This window comes from Imperialibacter sp. EC-SDR9 (assembly GCF_902498805.1).
In the GTDB taxonomy this organism is placed as follows: Bacteria; Bacteroidota; Bacteroidia; order Cytophagales; family Cyclobacteriaceae; genus Imperialibacter.
Genome location: NZ_LR701612.1, coordinates 20,563 through 37,842 on the forward strand (window position 1 = coordinate 20,563; position 17,280 = coordinate 37,842).

11 protein-coding genes are annotated in these 17,280 nt (G+C 47.8%); 6 read left to right on the forward strand and 5 right to left on the reverse strand.

The window, feature by feature from the left end; all coding sequences use genetic code 11:
- Positions 1-65: 65 nt before the first annotated feature.
- Genes GC130_RS24125 through GC130_RS24145 form a run of 5 tightly spaced genes read left to right on the forward strand, consistent with a single transcriptional unit; the run spans position 66 to position 9,285 of the window.
- Positions 66-2,489 carry a hypothetical protein gene (locus tag GC130_RS24125; RefSeq protein ID WP_152000935.1) on the forward strand — a complete coding sequence of 808 codons (2,424 nt, stop codon included), beginning with the start codon at positions 66-68 and terminating at the stop codon, positions 2,487-2,489.
- Positions 2,447-4,789 carry a hypothetical protein gene (locus tag GC130_RS24130; protein WP_152000936.1) on the forward strand — a complete coding sequence of 781 codons (2,343 nt, stop codon included), beginning with the start codon at positions 2,447-2,449 and terminating at the stop codon, positions 4,787-4,789. Before GC130_RS24125 ends, GC130_RS24130 begins: the two co-directional genes overlap by 43 nt.
- A 4-nt stretch (positions 4,790-4,793) precedes the next feature.
- Entirely contained in the window at positions 4,794-5,999 is a 1,206-nt protein-coding gene (locus GC130_RS24135) for a gliding motility-associated C-terminal domain-containing protein (protein ID WP_193217983.1), read from the forward strand.
- A 1-nt stretch (position 6,000) separates the two neighbouring features.
- Complete coding sequence (locus tag GC130_RS24140; RefSeq protein WP_152000938.1) at positions 6,001-7,038, forward strand: PorP/SprF family type IX secretion system membrane protein; 1,038 nt, start codon at positions 6,001-6,003, stop codon at positions 7,036-7,038.
- A 3-nt stretch (positions 7,039-7,041) separates the two neighbouring features.
- Positions 7,042-9,285, forward strand: a complete 2,244-nt coding sequence (locus GC130_RS24145; RefSeq protein ID WP_152000939.1) for an OmpA family protein — start codon at positions 7,042-7,044, stop codon at positions 9,283-9,285.
- Here GC130_RS24145 and GC130_RS24150 read toward each other — a convergent pair.
- Positions 9,265-12,168, reverse strand: a complete 2,904-nt coding sequence (locus GC130_RS24150; protein WP_152000940.1) for a CHAT domain-containing protein — start codon at positions 12,166-12,168, stop codon at positions 9,265-9,267. The genes GC130_RS24145 and GC130_RS24150 overlap by 21 nt on opposite strands.
- Positions 12,169-12,478: 310 nt before the next feature.
- Here GC130_RS24150 and GC130_RS24155 point away from each other — a divergent pair, with 310 nt between their 5' ends.
- Positions 12,479-13,273, forward strand: coding sequence for a transglutaminase family protein (locus tag GC130_RS24155; RefSeq protein WP_152000941.1), 795 nt, complete (start codon positions 12,479-12,481; stop codon positions 13,271-13,273).
- A gap of 176 nt (positions 13,274-13,449) precedes the next feature.
- On the opposite strand, the gene GC130_RS24160 is transcribed toward GC130_RS24155, so the two are convergent.
- The 4 genes from GC130_RS24160 to GC130_RS24175 all read right to left on the reverse strand — a co-directional run bounded on the left by GC130_RS24160 (position 13,450) and on the right by GC130_RS24175 (position 17,262).
- Complete coding sequence (locus tag GC130_RS24160; RefSeq protein ID WP_152000942.1) at positions 13,450-14,370, reverse strand: DUF6624 domain-containing protein; 921 nt, start codon at positions 14,368-14,370, stop codon at positions 13,450-13,452.
- Positions 14,371-14,533: 163 nt separating this feature from the next.
- Entirely contained in the window at positions 14,534-14,938 is a 405-nt protein-coding gene (locus GC130_RS24165; RefSeq protein ID WP_152000943.1) for a hypothetical protein, read from the reverse strand.
- A 162-nt stretch (positions 14,939-15,100) separates the two neighbouring features.
- A complete protein-coding gene (locus tag GC130_RS24170; protein ID WP_152000944.1) occupies positions 15,101-16,081 on the reverse strand; it encodes a ParA family protein in 981 nt (326 codons plus the stop codon).
- Positions 16,078-17,262, reverse strand: a complete 1,185-nt coding sequence (locus tag GC130_RS24175) for an ATP-binding protein (RefSeq protein ID WP_152000945.1) — start codon at positions 17,260-17,262, stop codon at positions 16,078-16,080. The genes GC130_RS24170 and GC130_RS24175 overlap by 4 nt, the downstream gene beginning before the upstream one ends.
- Between the last annotated feature and the right edge of the window lie 18 nt (positions 17,263-17,280).

Below are 17,280 nucleotides of genomic sequence, written 5' to 3' on the forward strand. Positions count from 1 at the left end.
GCAAACAGGTGTATGAACTTTTGAAGTGTTTGTCTCTAAGCTAAATTATTAAAGTTTTACTCATTATGGCTGTTCGACCTAACCTAAAAGCAGCAGTGGGGCTGATACTACTATTGCTATCAGGCACTGTTTCTGCACAGAATTTTTCTGCCGGTGTAAATACCGAAAACCCCAACCCAAGGGCAGTGCTCCACCTCGTTTCCCCCAACGGCGACCAGGGGCTCCTCATTCCTCAACTTACCACAGCGCAAAGAACAAGTATGGCGGGCGGGCTCAATGCCCAGTCCAATGGTTTGCTTGTGTACGACAATGAACAGGGGCTTTTCTACTTCTGGCTGAATAGCGGATGGATTGCCCTGTCAGTTACTGACAATCAAACCCTTGCTGTGTCGGGTACCAACCTTACCATTCAAAACGGCAACTCGGTGGACTTGGCAGCCACAGGCTTTCTTTTGGCTGAAACTGACCCAACAGTGCCTGATGCCATCAAAGACGGCATCGACTGGACTGAGCTAACCAATATACCGGCTGGCTTTGCAGATGGTGTGGATGAAGTGGGGAGCTCCGCAGGCGACGGAACGACCATTTTGGGAGATGGAAACACAACACCTTTTTCAGTAGGCGTGATAGACATAGCGCAAGTAACTGGCCTGGCGACTATCGCTGCGAGCGGATCGTTCAACGACCTGGCTGATGTGCCGGCCAATTTGGATGTGGACAATACCGATGACCTTTCTACTTCTGCTGTTCCGGCCCCTGGCGATGTTTCGGGAAGCTTTGCGCTGGGACTGGTGGTGGATCAGGTGGGGGGTGAGGCGGCTGCTGATGTTGGCGCTGCAACTTTTTTTGTGATCAACAACCCTTCAATTGATCCTGATTTCAGCGATGATCTTACTTTGTCTGATACGCCTTCCGGCGGCGATGTGAGCGGGGATTTTGGAACTGGGTTGGTTGTTGACTTTGTGGGGGGTGAGGCGGCTGCTGATGTTGGTGCAGCCACTTTTTTCGTGATCAACAACCCCTTTATCGACCCTGATTTCAGCGACGATCTTACTTTGTCTGATACGCCTTCCGGCGGCGATGTGAGTGGAGATTTTGGAACTGGCTTGGTGGTTGATTTTGTAGGAAGTGAAACTGCCTCTGATGTGGCAACCGCAACAGCACTTGTGATTGCCAATCCGACTCTTGACCTTGATGCTTCGGATGATTTTGATGGGGCTTATGGCAGCTTAACAGGCGTTAGTGTGGTGAATGCTGATGTAAATGCGGCGGCGGCAATAGCAGGAACTAAGATCAACCCCAACTTTGGCACTCAGGCAATCACAACCACAGGTGCAGTAACAGGCGCAAGCTTTTCGGGTGATGGCAGCGGATTAACCAACGTAACAGCTACCAACTTTACAGGTGGACTTGCAGGCGATGTTACGGGGACTCAGGGAGCGACTGTTATTGCCAATGATGCAGTAAACAGTACAAAAATACTCGATGGAACTATCGCAAATATTGACGTAAGTGGTACAGCTGCGATAGCCGGAACCAAGATCGCTCCCAACTTTGGCACTCAGGCAATCACAACCACAGGTGCAGTAACAGGCGCAAGCTTTTCGGGTGATGGCAGCGGATTAACCAACGTAACAGCTACCAACTTTACAGGTGGACTTGCAGGCGATGTTACGGGGACTCAGGGAGCGACTGTTATTGCCAATGATGCAGTAAACAGTACAAAAATACTCGATGGAACTATCGCAAATATTGACGTAAGTGGTACAGCTGCGATAGCCGGAACCAAGATCGCTCCCAACTTTGGCAATCAGGCAATTACAACCACAGGCGCAGTAACAGGCGCAAGCTTTTCAGGTGATGGCAGCGGATTAACCAACGTAACAGCTACCAACTTTACAGGTGCACTTGCAGGCGATGTTACGGGGACTCAGGGGGCGACTGTTATTGCCAATGATGCAGTAAACAGCACAAAAATACTCGATGGAACTATCGCAAATATTGACGTAAGTGGTACAGCTGCGATAGCCGGCACCAAGATCGCTCCCAACTTTGGCACTCAAGCAATTACAACCACAGGCGCAGTAACAGGCGCAAGCTTTTCAGGTGATGGCAGCGGATTAACCAACGTAACAGCTACCAACTTTACAGGTGCACTTGCAGGTGATGTTACAGGGAGTCAGGGAGCGACTGTCGTGAGCAATGTAAGCCCTGGCGCTATAGCTGCCGGTGGAGCTGCTGCTGGCGACATTCTAGAATTTGACGGAGCCAACTGGGTTCCTGTGCTCCAAAGCACGGCGACTCTCAGTGACGGTACCAGCATAACAGGTAATGGCACATCGGGCAGTGAGTTAACGGTTGCCGCCGTGGCTCCTGGCCTGATCACCGCTGGTGGAGCTGCTGCTGGCGACATTCTAGAGAATTTGACGGAGCCAACTGGGTTCCTGTGCTCCAAAGCACGGCGACTCTCAGTGACGGTACCAGCATAACAGGTAATGGCACATCGGGCAGTGAGTTAACGGTTGCCGCCGTGGCTCCTGGCCTGATCACCGCTGGTGGAGCTGCTGCTGGCGACATTCTTGAATTTGATGGAGCCAACTGGGTTCCAGCTACCAATACTGCAGGGTCCTTAAATGACGCCTTTATTTTTGTTGGTAACGGATCTAACGTACCAGTCGGTGTTGCTGTATCTGGTGATTTGACGCTTTCAAATACTGGCGTGGCCACAATTGCAGCTAATGCCGTTGACAATACGAAAATTGCGGCAACAACTATTACCAACAACGAAATTAGTGGCACAGCAGCCATAGCAGGCACCAAAATCACTCCCGATTTCGGCACACAGAATATCATCACGTCAGGTAATATACAGCTAACCACCAGCCCCACAGCCGGATACGTGCTTACCTCCGATGCTACTGGAATTGGAACCTGGCAGCCAGGCAGCTTTGCCCTGCCGTACACCAATTCTGTTGCTGATATCAACGCCCTATTCGATCTTGACAACGTCGGTACTGGCCCGGCTGCAAGGTTTGCGAATACAACCACTAATGGTACAGCATTGCAAATGGCTGGAAACATTGCTTTCGAAGAAAATTTAACGAGAAAGATTGCGATTCGAGACAATTTGACTGCTGCGGGAGATGATTTAGAGGTTGCTGCAGGAAACACGCAATTCGCAGCTGCCAATGGCGGAGTTTTAACATTAAGAGGTGGAAATGCTTTAACAGGAAATGGGGGCAATGTGCGAATCGAGCCAGGCACTGGAACAGGAAGTGGCGGTATTGATATGCGTGGGGTTACCAGATTTGGACAAACAGGGTTAGCCCCAGGACGCATTGAGCTGGAAGACGACACTGGATTAAATGCGGTTTCAATCATTGCTCCTTCTGGTGTCACCAGCTACACACTAACTATGCCAACCGGAACAGGTACCGGCGCTTTAACTAATGACGGATCCGGAACTTTGACATGGAATCCGGCAGGTGCTGGCAATTATATTATTGACGCTAACGAAAACCAGAAAGGTGGTGCAAGTGCAGCTGCTGCAATCACCACTGGTGTTCAAAATGTTGTGCTTGGAAACTTATCAGGGAGTGGGTTGACCGTTGGAAATGGAAATGTCGTTGCAGGCCATTCCGGAGGTCTGAGTTTAGTAGGTGGGTCTGATAACCTGGTGGTTGGCCGCCTTGCAGACGTCTCTGGTGATGGGAGTAATAATGTGGTGCTGGGTGATAACGCAGATGCGGCAGGAAGCAGTTCTGTTGCGATTGGTGCTAGTGCCATCGCCTCAGGCAACCGAGCCATTGCCATAGGAGAGAATGCGCAGGCAAATGCCATTCGGAGCATCGCCATCGGTGCAGGCACCGTTGCTACAACAACCCAAACGGCTATCATTGGTGATGGTGTTTCCAACAACACAACTTTCGACGTGGGAATTGGCACCGCAGCGCCGGGAGGCAGATTGGAGGTTTCAACTAAGACAGGAGAGACTGGGCAAAATGGCATAATTATCAATCACCAGGCTGACTCAGGTTTTGGCTTGCTGCTTACCCAAGGCAACTCCGGCAATATAAACGATGCCATGCAAGTCACCAATTCAGGAGGAGCCGGTGTTTCAACTCGTGCGGGATGGTTTAGAAACATTGAAGCAACAAATGCAGGCCCAGCCCTGGCTGCACAAAGTGCAGGCACTGGCCCTTCTATGCAGGTAGACAAGGCAGTAGACGGTGATGCCCTGGTGGTCAATCACACTTCTTCACTTGGCAATGGCATTTTTGTGAACATGAACCCGGTAGGTACAAACCCTGCCGTTCAGATTTCCAACTCTGGAATCGGAGGTTCCATTACAGCGGACGGAAATATAACGACTTCGGGCAATCTCACCGGTACTGATATTGCGGCCGCCAACAATATCTCAGCAGGAGTCAATGTGACCGCTACAGGAGCATTGTCTGGCGGAACCCTTTCTGTAACTGGCCAGGCAGTAGTTAACGGCCGGTTTATCACCCCGCCACCTGGAACAAATCAGACGGTTATTTCTGCACTCCCGGCACCAGCATCACGTATTGTCAGGTTGGTCGGAGGAGGAACTATCAATTCAATTGGGGCTGGACAAAATGGCCAAGAGCTGATATTGATTAATGCCGGACCTCAAGTAGATGTTATCAACGGAACTATTCTGCTCAATAACTTGAGCGATCATACCATGAATAATGGAGCTACTTTGCATTTGATTTATGACACTGGTTTGGCTGCCTGGATTGAAATTTCAAGGACTGTTCGTTAATAGCATGAGATACGTTTTCGTCTTGCTTTTGCTTCTGCCATTTGCGGCACTTTCACAATCCTTCAACCTCGGAGGAGATGCCGACCTGTTCGTTGGCAGCGATGCCAGCTTTTACTTCGGGGGCAACACAACCCTGAATGGGAACCTGAACAACCAGGGGCAGGTAACGAGCTTCAGTGATATCAACTTCGTTTCAAACACGGATGTCGGTAGCATCAAATTTATAGGCACCGCTGATCAGGAACTTGTGGGTGAGGGCCTGATTTTCTTTGACTTTACGGTGGATAAAGACGGGCAGCTAAGGTTGAATCCAAGAAAAATTACTATCAACGGCGCACTGAGCATGGCCAGGGGAGTGATCAAAACCGATGCCGACCAGCAGGTGATTATCAAAGGCAACACAACGGCCGGTGGCACGGGATACATTGAAGGGCGAGCTTTCGGGGTGTTGTCTGATGGACAGCTCACCTTTCCTACCGGCATCAATGGCTTTACTAACTACATTACTTTCAGCGGATTCGATCCTGATATCACCTTCGAGGTGCAAATATTGCAACCCGACCCTGCCACGCTGACCCCGGATGAGGACATCGTGGGCATTGCTGACCAGGTAGAGTGGCAGGTGGTATCTCCCGAAGTGCCGGCAAGCGCATTTGTTAGTGTGGATTTTTCAGGTATAGACCTGGAGAGTTTTCAAAATGGGGAACCGATACGGTCGGAGAAATACGAAGCGGCGTTGGTTATGTACACTGCCGACGATACCCTATACCATAGCGTTCCCGGCGTCTTTGTGGATGGCTCTGATCCGCAGTCATCGTCGTTTGGCAGGTTTGAGTCGACAGAGCGCATCGCCATCTCAAGCGAAGTCACCCGGTTAAATATTGCGCTTATACCAGTGATCATCAGACCGCACTTCTTTGTCCCCAACTCCTTCGCACCCAATGGTGAACTGGACGAGAATCATTTGTTCCGGCCATTTTACTCAGGTGATAAGGTAACAAGCATTTACATGAGGGTGTTCGACTCGTTCAACAAAGAGGTATACCTCTTTAGTCAGGCGGGAGACGATGTCGACCTTTCGATGATGGGCTGGGATGGCACCATGCCATCGGGAGTGGGAGCGCCCAATGGCGTTTATTACTACACCATTCAGTTGCAGGGCGAAACAGAGAATCATAATCAATCGGGCGCAGTACTTTTGGTAAAATAATATGAGAAAAACTTTTACTGCAGCGATACTTTTCATTTCACTCAATACCCTGGCTCAGGAGGGGCAGTTTTCGCAATACTTTGCCAGTTCGTCTTTCATGAGCCCGGCCTTTACAGGGGCTATTCCTAACCTCTCCCTCAACTCCAATTACAAGAGAGGGGGCAGTCCCAATTCAGAAAACTTCTTTGAGATGGTGCAAACCACCTTCACCTACCCGTTTCAAAAGCACACGAGCAAGTCGGTGCAGGTAGGTGGCGCAGGGATCAGCTTTTTTCAGGAGCGCCGGGGCTACCAGGGGCTTTACAGTGCCAGAAAGGTGCTGTTGAACGGCGCCTACAATATCAAGCTTGATCAGTTTTCAAACCGTTACTTTATTTTTGGCCTACAGGGGGGCGCTGTGCAGCAGCGAATCAACGGCAATCAGCTGCAGTGGGGCTCGCAATTCAATAAGTATTTTGGCTATGACGACACCAGGCCAGGGGAGGGCATTCCCGTTTCTTCTGTTTTCTACCCGGTCTTTAATTTTGGGGTCATGTACACAGCTTTCGACAACCAGAACCTTTATATCAGAGACAGAAGCTTCACGTTCGGTGCCAGCATCGATAACCTTAACCGGCCGGTGATCGACTACCAATCGGTTGAGCCAAGTCACCTCAATTTTCTTTACAAAGCATTTGGCTCAGTGAAGCTGCCACTCGCACCTCGCTGGCACATATTCCCGTCTTTCTATGCGCTGTATTCCCATGGCAATACTCAGGTAAACGCTGGTACTTACCTGTCCACCTTTCTTAGCTCTGTGCGCTCCCGCACTGCGTTTCTTATGCAGTTTGGAGCGTGGTACAGAGTGGGAGATTCGGTCATTGTGCTCACTGGCTTCCAGGTAGAAAATATAAGGCTTGGGTTCAGCGTGGACCTGAATGCACAAACTTACAACCTGGGCACGGAGCTAAGCAATGACCTGCCAACGTATGAAATCTCGCTCACTTATAATTTGAATTTGTCTCGGCCGCTGCGTAATATGACCAGCCCCATTTTCTAGCCAATGAGAAAAGTAATACTTATCGCTTTTATTTTATCAGCCCACATCGGCTTCTCGCAGTCGGTGCCTAAGCTGGTGGAGTTTGCGGAGGCACACTTTGAGGCACATCAGTACCTGGAGGCCATTGAGTACTATGAAAAGATTGTTAGTATCGATAAGCAAAACATTGAGTCGAGGTACAAGCTGGCCATTTGTTATCAACAGACACTTCAGTACGATAAAGCGGAGGTAGCATTTGTTGCGCTGGGCAACCGACCCGACCATCCTTTTCGGGCAAGGTCACTTTACTATTATGCCACTTTGCGCATGCATGACAGTGCCTATGAGGAGGCGGACTCTGTTTACAATGTGTTGATCTCCATGCCTGATGCGAGTCCCGAGTTGATTGACTTATCCAGAAACCATAAGGAGGGGTGTTTGCTGGCCATCAGGCAAAAGAAAATCGATCGGGGATTTAAGGTGGATGTGTTAGAAGGTATAAACTCAAAATTTCATGATTTTGGAGCAGTTGTAAATCCAGGCAATCTCCATTTGGTATTTGCCACTACCCGCAACCTGCCAGGCGAGCAGTTTGAGGGCAGTCAGTACGATGGGCTACTGCCTGACCTGGCTGCCTATGAGCACCGCCGCAACAACCGCTGGGTATATGCTGGAGGAGATCAAAATTTTGAAAATATTAATACACATTGGGCGGAGGGATCCGGCTCCTTTACCGCCGATGGAAAGAAGTTCTATTTCTCATCCTGCCTGGGAGAGGCTGCTTCAGACTGTTCGATCTATGTTAGCTATCTGGAGAAAGACAAATGGACAAAGCCCGTGGTGCTGAATGAGTACGTCAACGAGCCTGGGTCGGAAAACAAACATCCCTATATCACCAGCTCAGGGGACACGCTGTTTTTCAGCTCAGATCGGCCTGGCGGAGCCGGGGGAGCCGATATATGGATGAGTTTGACAGGGGCGTATGCCGAATCATGGTCGCCAGCCATTAATTTGGGTAAAGTAATTAACTCCTCGGAGAACGAAATAACACCTTACTACTCTGAGGTGTTCAGTTGCCTGGTGTTTGCCAGCGACGGACATGTCGGCTATGGCGGTTACGACCTCTATGCAGCAAAAGGGCAGTCCTTTTTTGAGCCCCATGTCTACAATCTGGGCGCTCCGTTTAACTCCACCTGGGACGATACTTACTTTAATATTTCCGACTCCGTTGGCTTCCTCACCACCAACCGACTTGATGGGAAAATACTGGATCTTTTTTCCTTTCAGGTCAGCGATGAAAAGTTGTTTTTATCTCTTCTCATTTCCGGAGAATCGCTGATAGATGCCCGTATTATGTCGAACCTGAGAGATACCAGATCGATTGATATTGTGACGCTCAGGGTAGAGGACTATCAGGGATATGAGCTCTATGAAGCGGTCAACTTTGAGAAGCCAAAACCCGACCTTATAGTTGAAAAGCAAATGGGTGCCCGACCCAAAAAGGTATACAACCCGGAGGCAATTGCGGACGGAACTGGCACGCAGAATGGAACGCAGGGAGCTGGATCACGGCGAACTGGTGGCGGATCATATTTACCATCAGGCGCTGGAGGCAGGGCTAGCCTGGGCTTTTCCGGTGGCAGGTCGGAGCCTTCCAGGGATCAGTCTTTTGAGAAGATTCTATTCGATTTCGGCATGGCGGTGTTACGACCACAAGCGAAAGCAGCTTTGAATAGCATGGTGGAGCAAGTGAGCATCGATGACATCAGCAAGATCAGCCTGTTTGGTTTTGCTGACAATCTTGGTGGCGAAGAGTACAATATGGAACTCTGTAAGAAAAGGGGAGAGGCTGTAAAGACCTATCTTACGACTCTTGGTGTGCCAGCCGAAAAGGTGTTTGTTTACCCACGGGGTGAATTAACGCCTGAGGGTGACAGTGATCACTGGTTCAAAAGGATTTTGCGGAGAAGGGTGGAGGTGCAAATTGAGACGAACACTCCCGTTAGCCTGCTTTCGGCAAGCACCTACATCCTGAGAAAGCCTAATGACCTTATAGAGATCGCCAGGCAGCTTGGGTACGAATCGGATGCTTTGATCGCCTGGAATGGTCACCCAAAAAAGCCGTTACAAAAAGGCAGCACTATTCGGGTGTATGAACCAGCCCCGAACCCGCCAAATATGGCCAATTTTATCACTGAGGAGAATTTATTCGAATTTCTTCACAAGGTGGAACTCAATGCTCCCCCTCTAGAAGTTTTTAGAGACTAGAATATAAGCGCCCCAGTCGTAAGGGTTGTCATACTCCTTTCTAAACAGCCGTCTTGCGCTGAAGAAAGCGTCCTGTGGGTCCTCAAGTGACAACAATTCCTGATAGTAGATATTCATAAACCGACGAGCGGCATTGTCGTTGATTTTGACGAGGCTGAGTAAAATATTCTTGGCGCCTGCTACCAAAAAAGCACGCTGAAGACCGAATACCCCTTCTCCATTTTTTACCGTGCCCAGGCCGGTCTCGCAAGCGGCCAGTACGATGAGGCTGGTTTGATCCAGCACAAGGTTCATGGCTTCGTAGGCAGAAAGCAGCCCATCGTTATCGTCGGTCTCTTCTTCTCTGGAAAGATAAATGCCACTGCTGTGAAGCGGGTCAACATGGTTAGGGTCGTCGTTGAAGTAGCCGTGGGTGGCGATGTGGATCAGCCCCGGATTCGACAGCCGTTTCATTTGGCCCTCGGTGGCGTCGTTGAAATAATAGGTGTCCGACTTCCACTTCCTCACATCAAGGATGCCGGTGATGTCGTTGGCTTCACGCTCGGCCCCAGGGAGCTGAAGCAGTTTGTGTGTTTCGCCCAGCCGGCCAAAGTTAGGGTTGCCGAAGATCTTAGCATCTCTTACGAACTTGGTGTCTTCTGAGTACAGCAGGTCTTTTCCGCTAGTGATATGAATCAAGTCGTATTCATCGGCAATGTACATATCACGTTCATTGTCGAAAAAGATGACAGGGTTCAACTTATGAAAAAGGCCATCAGGTGAAAAGTAAATGGTTTTCACGTCTTTCAAATGCGCTCCAATCGGTTTCCAAAACACGTTGTAGCTATTCACATCCTGCACGCCAAATTGCAGGGCGTTTTTGTACAGCGAAAAAGCCTTGGCAAAGTCTGTTTGCTTGGACCAGGTAACTGTTTCCAGCACATTGCCCGGCTTGATAACAAAGGCGGCATAGCGCTCCCTTTCTTCGAAACCCTGCTTCAGCTTTTTGTCACTTACCTCCACAGAATAATTCCTGAATTGAATGATATCCACCATGGCTGCGCCTTCCTTCATTACTTCGCTCAACTCGTTCCAGGTGTGGTACGACGACTTCTCCTGATCGGAGAAGATTTTGAACGATAGAGAAAGCTCTTTTTCAAGCTGAGCCGATTCTGCCTCCAGCAGACTTATCGAAATATTTTGTCTTATCCTTTCTTCTTCCGTTAAAAGATACGCCTGGGCTAGCCTGTATTTTTTGTCCCGCCAGTCGTTGTACATACTAACCACCTTTTCATCACCACTTCCCTGGATGAGTTTCTTCATTTTTTCGGAGGCATAGAAGAGAACCCCCTTGGTATTCAAGAAGTGGTTGAGCGCATCTTCGGCATATTGGCCACTGAAAAAGCTTTCAGAAAAAGCAAGCGAACAGAATCTTTCGATATTGTACCTGGTCTCATCAAAATAGAGCTTTCGCTGCCGGTCTGTTAACACAGGGAACACATCCTGCATGTGCTTTATTTCAGAATCGAGCGCTTCGTTAAATACGTCCATGGCTGCCACCGAATCTTCCATTAGCAAGTGATAAATGCCGAGGTCGTTGAGGCTTTTGATATACAGCGGATGGTATCTGCCCAGCGCTTTCTCCCGGATTTGCTTTGACTGCATCAGCAGCTTGCCGGACAGAGAATAGTTGCCCAGCTGCATGTAGAGCAGGGCTACGTTGTTCAGCGAAGTGGCGTAGTTTGGATGATTAACGCCCGACAGCACCTTGTCCATGTCGAGCACCCTGGTGTACAGGTTGAGAGATTCGCCCAGCTCTCCTTTTTCTTTCAAAATGCCAGCCAGGTTGTTCAGGCTGCTGGCGTAATCAGGGTTCATGGTGCCGTAGAGGCTTTTGAAACCTTCAGAGCTTTCGGTGAAGCACTCCTCAGCTTTTTCCAGGTCACCTTTTTTCATGTAAATGGCACCGAGGTTGTTGAGCATATAGGGCCGGATATTCCGCAGGTCTTTGCCGGTTTCCAGCGCCTGATCCATGTACGATTCGGCAGATTCGAGGTCATTCAGCCGGTAATACAGATAGCCCAGCTCATTCAATGTTTCCAGCATTTCATCGGGCTGGTCTCCATAAATCTCTCTCTTTCGTTCGAGGTTGTGCAGCAGGTAGTTTTCCGAGTCGGAATAGTCGCCTTGCTCGATTTTCAACGATGACAGCCTGTCAATCGCTTGAAAATACAGCCACTCATGGTTTCCCTGGGCAAGTTCTACTGCGCTTATCAGTTCTTCTTCTCCGTGTTCAAGGTCGCCGAAATGCCTGTAAGTAGTGCCCAGCTCGATCTGGAGGGTAATTCTAATTGAATCATTCTTTTCGCCAATAAAACTAACAGCTTCATTAAGTGCGGCCAGGCTTTTTTCGAAATCGCCGGTTTCACGGTAGTAAATGCCTTTGTTCAGCAGGAATCGTGTTTGCGCTTCATGATTGTTGAGGTACCATTTATTTACTACCCGCTCTGCGAGGTTCAAGTACCTGCCCGACGTTTCAAAATCTCCTGTCTCCTGATTGATAGTGGAAAGGTTATAGTAAAGCCCGAGGAGATCTTTGTGGATAGAGTCTTTATTGACCAACTCGTGCTTAAGACCGGCTAACAGGCTGTTAACGCTTCGCTTTCTGTCGTTAAGGTCCCAAAAGAGCAGGCCTATATTGTTGTAGAGAGCCGCCAGGCCAATTTCTTCTACACACCTGCCCGAATCAAGGTCGACCAGCAGTGCGTTGGCATAAAACTTTGCCTTCTCAGGATAGCTGTGCTTGTACCGCTCTACGCTGTCGTACTTCTGGATGCAGGTTTGCCCGGCAGCCGACAGGGCAGGCAGCATTAGTACAAGTACAAAGCTAAAAAGTTTCGTCATTAGCACGTCTCAGGTCAATAGGCTCTAATCCATTAGCCGACAGTAAGTTGCTGTTTGGCCAGTAAAGAACCCGTAAGTTAACATTATTTGATACTTCAATTGTGTAAAGAGTGCAAAAGAGCTACTCATTTGTCTGATTTAAGGAGGTGGAGCATTTCAATGCAGCAGCAGGCATCAGTGAAGTGGTTGAGTTAATATTTGATTACTATTGGTGTCCGGCTTTTTTCAGGCTATCATATACCGTACATTTGCGCCCCGACTCCCTTTTTATCTTTTCTTAACCGTTTCATTTTCTAAATATCTTCGTTGCATGTGGTTGCGAACCAGTTGCGAATTGACCTTCAGTATAGCTGAACCGACTCCTTTTATTCTCATGCTCAGGCCAAGGAGCGGCGGACAGCAATGGGTTGCCAGAGAAGAATATGCAATCCTGCCGTATGTGCCGGTGTTTGAATACACCGACGACTATAAGAATCTTTGCCAGCGACTGGTGGCACCGGTGGGCGATTTTGTGGTGCGAACGTCGGCCAATGTAAAAACCATAGATATGGTGGACACAGCGCCTGGTGCTCCCTTTGTTGAAATCCAGCACCTGCCCAACGAGGTGCTGAGCTATCTGCTACCAAGCCGCTATTGCGAGTCGGACAGGTTTGGAGAAATGGCTACGTCCATAACTAGTGGGAGCCTTCCTGGCTACGATCAGGTGGCCGCTATCGAAGACTGGCTGCGCAGCAACATCCGTTATTTTTCCGGGAATAGCGGTCGTCCGATTTCAGCTACTGAAGTCAATCAGCAACAGTCAGGCGTTTGCAGAGACTTTGCCCATCTTGGGATAGCTTTGTGCCGCAGCCTCAGCATTCCGGCCCGCATGGTGGTGGGGTACCTTTATGGCCTCGAACCAATGGACTTGCACGCCTGGTTTGAAGCCTACGTGGGCGGCAACTGGTACACCTTCGATGCGGTACAAAAAGGCACTAAGGGAGGCTACGTGGCCGTGGGCTATGGCCGTGATGCCGCCGACGTAGCTATCTACAACCAGTTTGGCCCTGCTGTTTTTCCGATTACGCAAATTGTGGCTGTAGAGCAGATTCAGAGCCCGGACTAGCGGTTTTAATATTTTGAATAATGAAGCGCTGTAATTCGGTGGGTAAATTGGTAAGTAACAGGTATTTGAAACCTCCTCTTATTCTCACATGGCCGCAGCATTTCGGTATTAATAACGGGCTGCTCTGGTTAAGCGCATAACTGGAAACGGTATTGAAATGAGGGTGCAATTGACCGTCATTTCTCTTTCTGTTCCACCGTCCATTCTATTCCCCAGCGTTTCACATAGTCCTGAATAGGCCCGAGACCGACTTCCTCTCGCCGCTGGTTAACGTACTCAGGTTCTTTTACGTCATACACTATTTGCTTACCGGTTTCGCTGTCACTCGTTATTTGAGATCCATAGGTTTGGGGCTTCCCATTCCGCATAAGAATCCTGTCTTCCAATAGCGCCAGGTGGCTGCCACTCGACTCTCCTTTTAGTACCGATGCTTTCAGCAAAGGCAGGTACTTCTCCTGAGTTTCGAGCGGAGCGTGCTGGATCACAAGCCACAAGGCGATATTGGCTTGCCCACCCACCAGCGGTATGCCCGCCCAGCCTCTTTCTTCGATGATTTTCACTACTTCCGCCTCGTTTAAGCTGTCTTGCTCGGCAACCAATTGCCAGAAATACTTCATTTCATCGGAGCCCTTCCCGAATTTCTCTTCTGCATCCACAAAGAGCTGCCTCAACGTCTGATCTCTGACGTATATTTTCTCCAGCTGCTCCTTAAGGGGTTTGTCGAAATACTTTTCGTACTCATCCAGATTGGCCTGCATCTTCGCTAAAATTCCTTCCCAGTTTTGATCGGCATGCAGGGAGGTCAGGTCTTTGTCCCGCTGAACATGCTTCACGTTTTTCCAGCCTTTGTCCGCCGCCAGGTCCAGGTATTTTGTTGCCTGTGCTGCATTCTCGGCCAACGCCCAGGCACATGCTGCATTGTAGTATTGACTGGCCGTGCCCTCGTTTAACGCAAATGCCTGGTCGTATGCCGCTCCTGATTCAGCGTATTGCTTTTCATCGTAGTGTTTGGCTCCATTGCCAATCAACTCGTCGAACGTTTGAGCCTGGAGAGGTAAGACAATAGTGCAAATAATCAGCGTCAATAATAATCTCATATATGGAGTTCTTGTGATGATGAAATGCTAAGGTAGACTTACCAACTAACTTTTTAGTTTTATTCTTTTTATTTTTTTGCCAATAAGTTCTGGCGAGTGTCTTCACATGTCGACATCCGAAGGTCGTGTGTCCCGGAAAGTGAAGACGCATGCCGTGGCCTGTTTATTCTAATTTGATCTTTTCTTCGACTTCAAGTTGATCAGCTTTTTGTCTGGTAGTTACATCAATCGTCAGTTTGCCATGCATATGTTTTTTTTCTGCTGCATGGTCAATTGGCCAATTCAATGTTGTTAACCACAGGTCATATTTTATCATCTTCTTCACGATAACTGTTGTTTTGGACTGGTTGTTCGCCCACAAATAAGGAAGCTTCTGGTATTCAGAATATTTGTTTTTCCATATATCGTTAAAAGTGAAATCCTTTCCATTAACCGTTACAATGTATTCTTTGATGTAGTGCTTTCCATTGTTAAAAATTCGAACATCCACCGAATCATAGGTTGTTTGCTGTTGTCCGAAGCAGTTCAGAGAGACTAGAAACGAAAAAGCAATAAGAATTTTTTTCATGATGATTCTGCGTATTGGAATGAGTAGCAATATGAGTGGCGGCGTATTACTCACTTCTGCATCCATTGGCAATTAGCCCTGCAGATGAATAAAATTATACTTTGTGGCGAACATTCCAGCCAACTTGTCCCGATTGCAAAGGTGATTTTCATCTTGTCGAATTCAACTGCCTATTATGGATAGTATTTTTTCTGTCAGAGCTTTAAAATCTGAGTAGGAGTTACGAACCGCACCTAGATGTGCTCCAATAGCACCTTCAGAAGGTTTTAATAGAAATATTGGTTTTCGAGCTTCCATAGCCATAGGGATCAAGCTATGATAGTGTTTTAGAAGCGCTATACAGTATTCGTCATTTTCAACGGCAATGTTTGAGTGCACATTGTCTTTCAAAACAAACTGCCTAAAAACTTGTGGTATTCTGTTTGCCCATTTCAGGTATGATTTTACTGGACGGCTCTCTTTGATGCCATGTTGCATTATTACATAGCCTAAAGGTTTCATATCTCCCTTAGGTAATGCAAGTGTTGGCTCTGGGTTGCGTGACACCCGGTCCTCCCATTGAGTATGCCAGTCTTCTAACCTATTGCCTAGATTCTTCAAGCCCTGTAAAGAAAATAAATCAGCCGCCATAGGCACAATGACATAATCCGCAGCTATTAATGTAGCTCTATTTATTGCGCCAAAATTTGGTCCAATATCAATTATGTTAAAATCAGCGCCAAATCTATGATTCGCTTCGGCTATGACCCTATAGAAGGAAGAAACTATCCGAAAAGCAGCCTCATCTCTATTTAGGCAATTTCCCCAGCTACTGCTTAACTTATCTTCAAATAGAGATAACTCCAAGTCGCCAGCTAGCAACCCAATTTTATCGTTGATATTTTCAATATGCGCTATTTGTATATCACTGGTTCCTCTATTTAGCGGTCTGATGCTTTCAAGGATTGTCGGTCTTGACAACTCATTGTCGTATATCTCCTGTAGCCTCGAATCACTCAAAAACATCGAGGTTAGATTAGCTTGCGGGTCTAGGTCAATCGCTAAACTTTTGTATCCGAGCTCAGCGAGCATATAGGTAAAATGATATACTAGAGTGGTTTTCCCTACTTCCCCCTTGTTGTTGAAAAAAACAATTGTCTTCATCCTAGTTTTTTGAAAATAATGACACCAAAGCTTGTTGCCTGATCAAGAATAAACTCTGGCGCTGGATTCCCATTTTTTGCTAATGCTGCTCTTGCTCTTTTTACTCCAACATTAAAGCTGTTGATGAAACCCAGGTTTTTTGATGCTTCTGCTAAAGTAGGATTTCTATAGTCATTTTTATTCGGAAAGTTTTCCGGTCTGGCATCGCCAAAAAGCCCTCCTGGGTTTGAGATTTCGATGCGATTTGAGAATTCATAGAACTTAGTAGGAGCGTTGGATTGATAGTCTCTGTGAATAACTGCATTGTATAGAAGCTCCTGCACGGCAGAGCTGGGATAGGCAAACTCATATTCTTCCCCAAGCTTGTGCTGCACTCTCTTGGCAATTTGTGATTTGATAAAATCATCCATCACTTTCAATTGTGTTGTCAAATCTCCATCAAATCGATACTCAAAATCGAAATCGCTAACTTCATCGTCACCCACAAAGCGCACATACTGCACATACGCACCTGGCATATAAAACCTTGGGTTCTTGCCAAATAAAAGCACACCAGCGTTTGTTGGACAATTTTCTTTAAGGTCATAGAATTTCAGGGAGGCCAATTGCTCAATTGTGTCTCGCCCGTTTTCCTCCAATGTGGCTTGATCGATGGCGGTCGGCAGGTAAGAATTTTTAAAAATATCGACGCTGATGTCGTCTATTGTGGTTCCAAAACATGGCTGAGTATCAAAAGTACGTGCAAATGTTGACCTTTTTTCACTCAAAATCCTTTCTTCAGCTTCATTAGCAACCCCTTTTCTGGGGCCGATCCTAATACAGACCTTTCCTTTGTAGCGAACAGGTGGGACAGAAGATGGCTGTACTTCCACCACAGCAACATCACCGTCCGGATAGGTGAATTTGGTGACAGTCATAGCTGGAGGTGGAACAATTCTGCCATCCGTTCTAAAGCTCAATAGGGTTTGTAAAAGCTGTTCGTCGACGATTGTTCCATTTAGAGTTCCGTCGTCATTGACACCGACCAGCAAAAAGCCTGGCTTTCCGTTTCCAGGCATATCGTTGCAAAATGAGCATATTGCCTCTCCAAATTTGTCAGCGTCAGTTCTTGAAATCGTTTTTTCTACACGGTCGGCTTCTAATTCCTTCAGCATTGCCGTTAGCTGGTCTTGCGTAATCATTCCCAAATTTACAATAAT

Excerpts from the sequence above, each read along its gene's own strand:
- GC130_RS24160 (WP_152000942.1), bottom strand. The coding sequence starts at position 14,370 with ATGAGATTATTATTGACGCTGATTATTTGCACTATTGTCTTACCTCTC.
- GC130_RS24140 (WP_152000938.1), top strand. The coding sequence starts at position 6,001 with ATGAGAAAAACTTTTACTGCAGCGATACTTTTCATTTCACTCAATACC.
- GC130_RS24145 (WP_152000939.1), top strand. The coding sequence starts at position 7,042 with ATGAGAAAAGTAATACTTATCGCTTTTATTTTATCAGCCCACATCGGC.
- GC130_RS24155 (WP_152000941.1), top strand. The coding sequence starts at position 12,479 with ATGTGGTTGCGAACCAGTTGCGAATTGACCTTCAGTATAGCTGAACCG.
- GC130_RS24150 (WP_152000940.1), bottom strand. The coding sequence starts at position 12,168 with ATGACGAAACTTTTTAGCTTTGTACTTGTACTAATGCTGCCTGCCCTG.
- GC130_RS24175 (WP_152000945.1), bottom strand. The coding sequence starts at position 17,262 with ATGATTACGCAAGACCAGCTAACGGCAATGCTGAAGGAATTAGAAGCC.
- GC130_RS24170 (WP_152000944.1), bottom strand. The coding sequence starts at position 16,081 with ATGAAGACAATTGTTTTTTTCAACAACAAGGGGGAAGTAGGGAAAACC.
- GC130_RS24125 (WP_152000935.1), top strand. The coding sequence starts at position 66 with ATGGCTGTTCGACCTAACCTAAAAGCAGCAGTGGGGCTGATACTACTA.
- GC130_RS24165 (WP_152000943.1), bottom strand. The coding sequence starts at position 14,938 with ATGAAAAAAATTCTTATTGCTTTTTCGTTTCTAGTCTCTCTGAACTGC.
- GC130_RS24135 (WP_193217983.1), top strand. The coding sequence starts at position 4,794 with ATGAGATACGTTTTCGTCTTGCTTTTGCTTCTGCCATTTGCGGCACTT.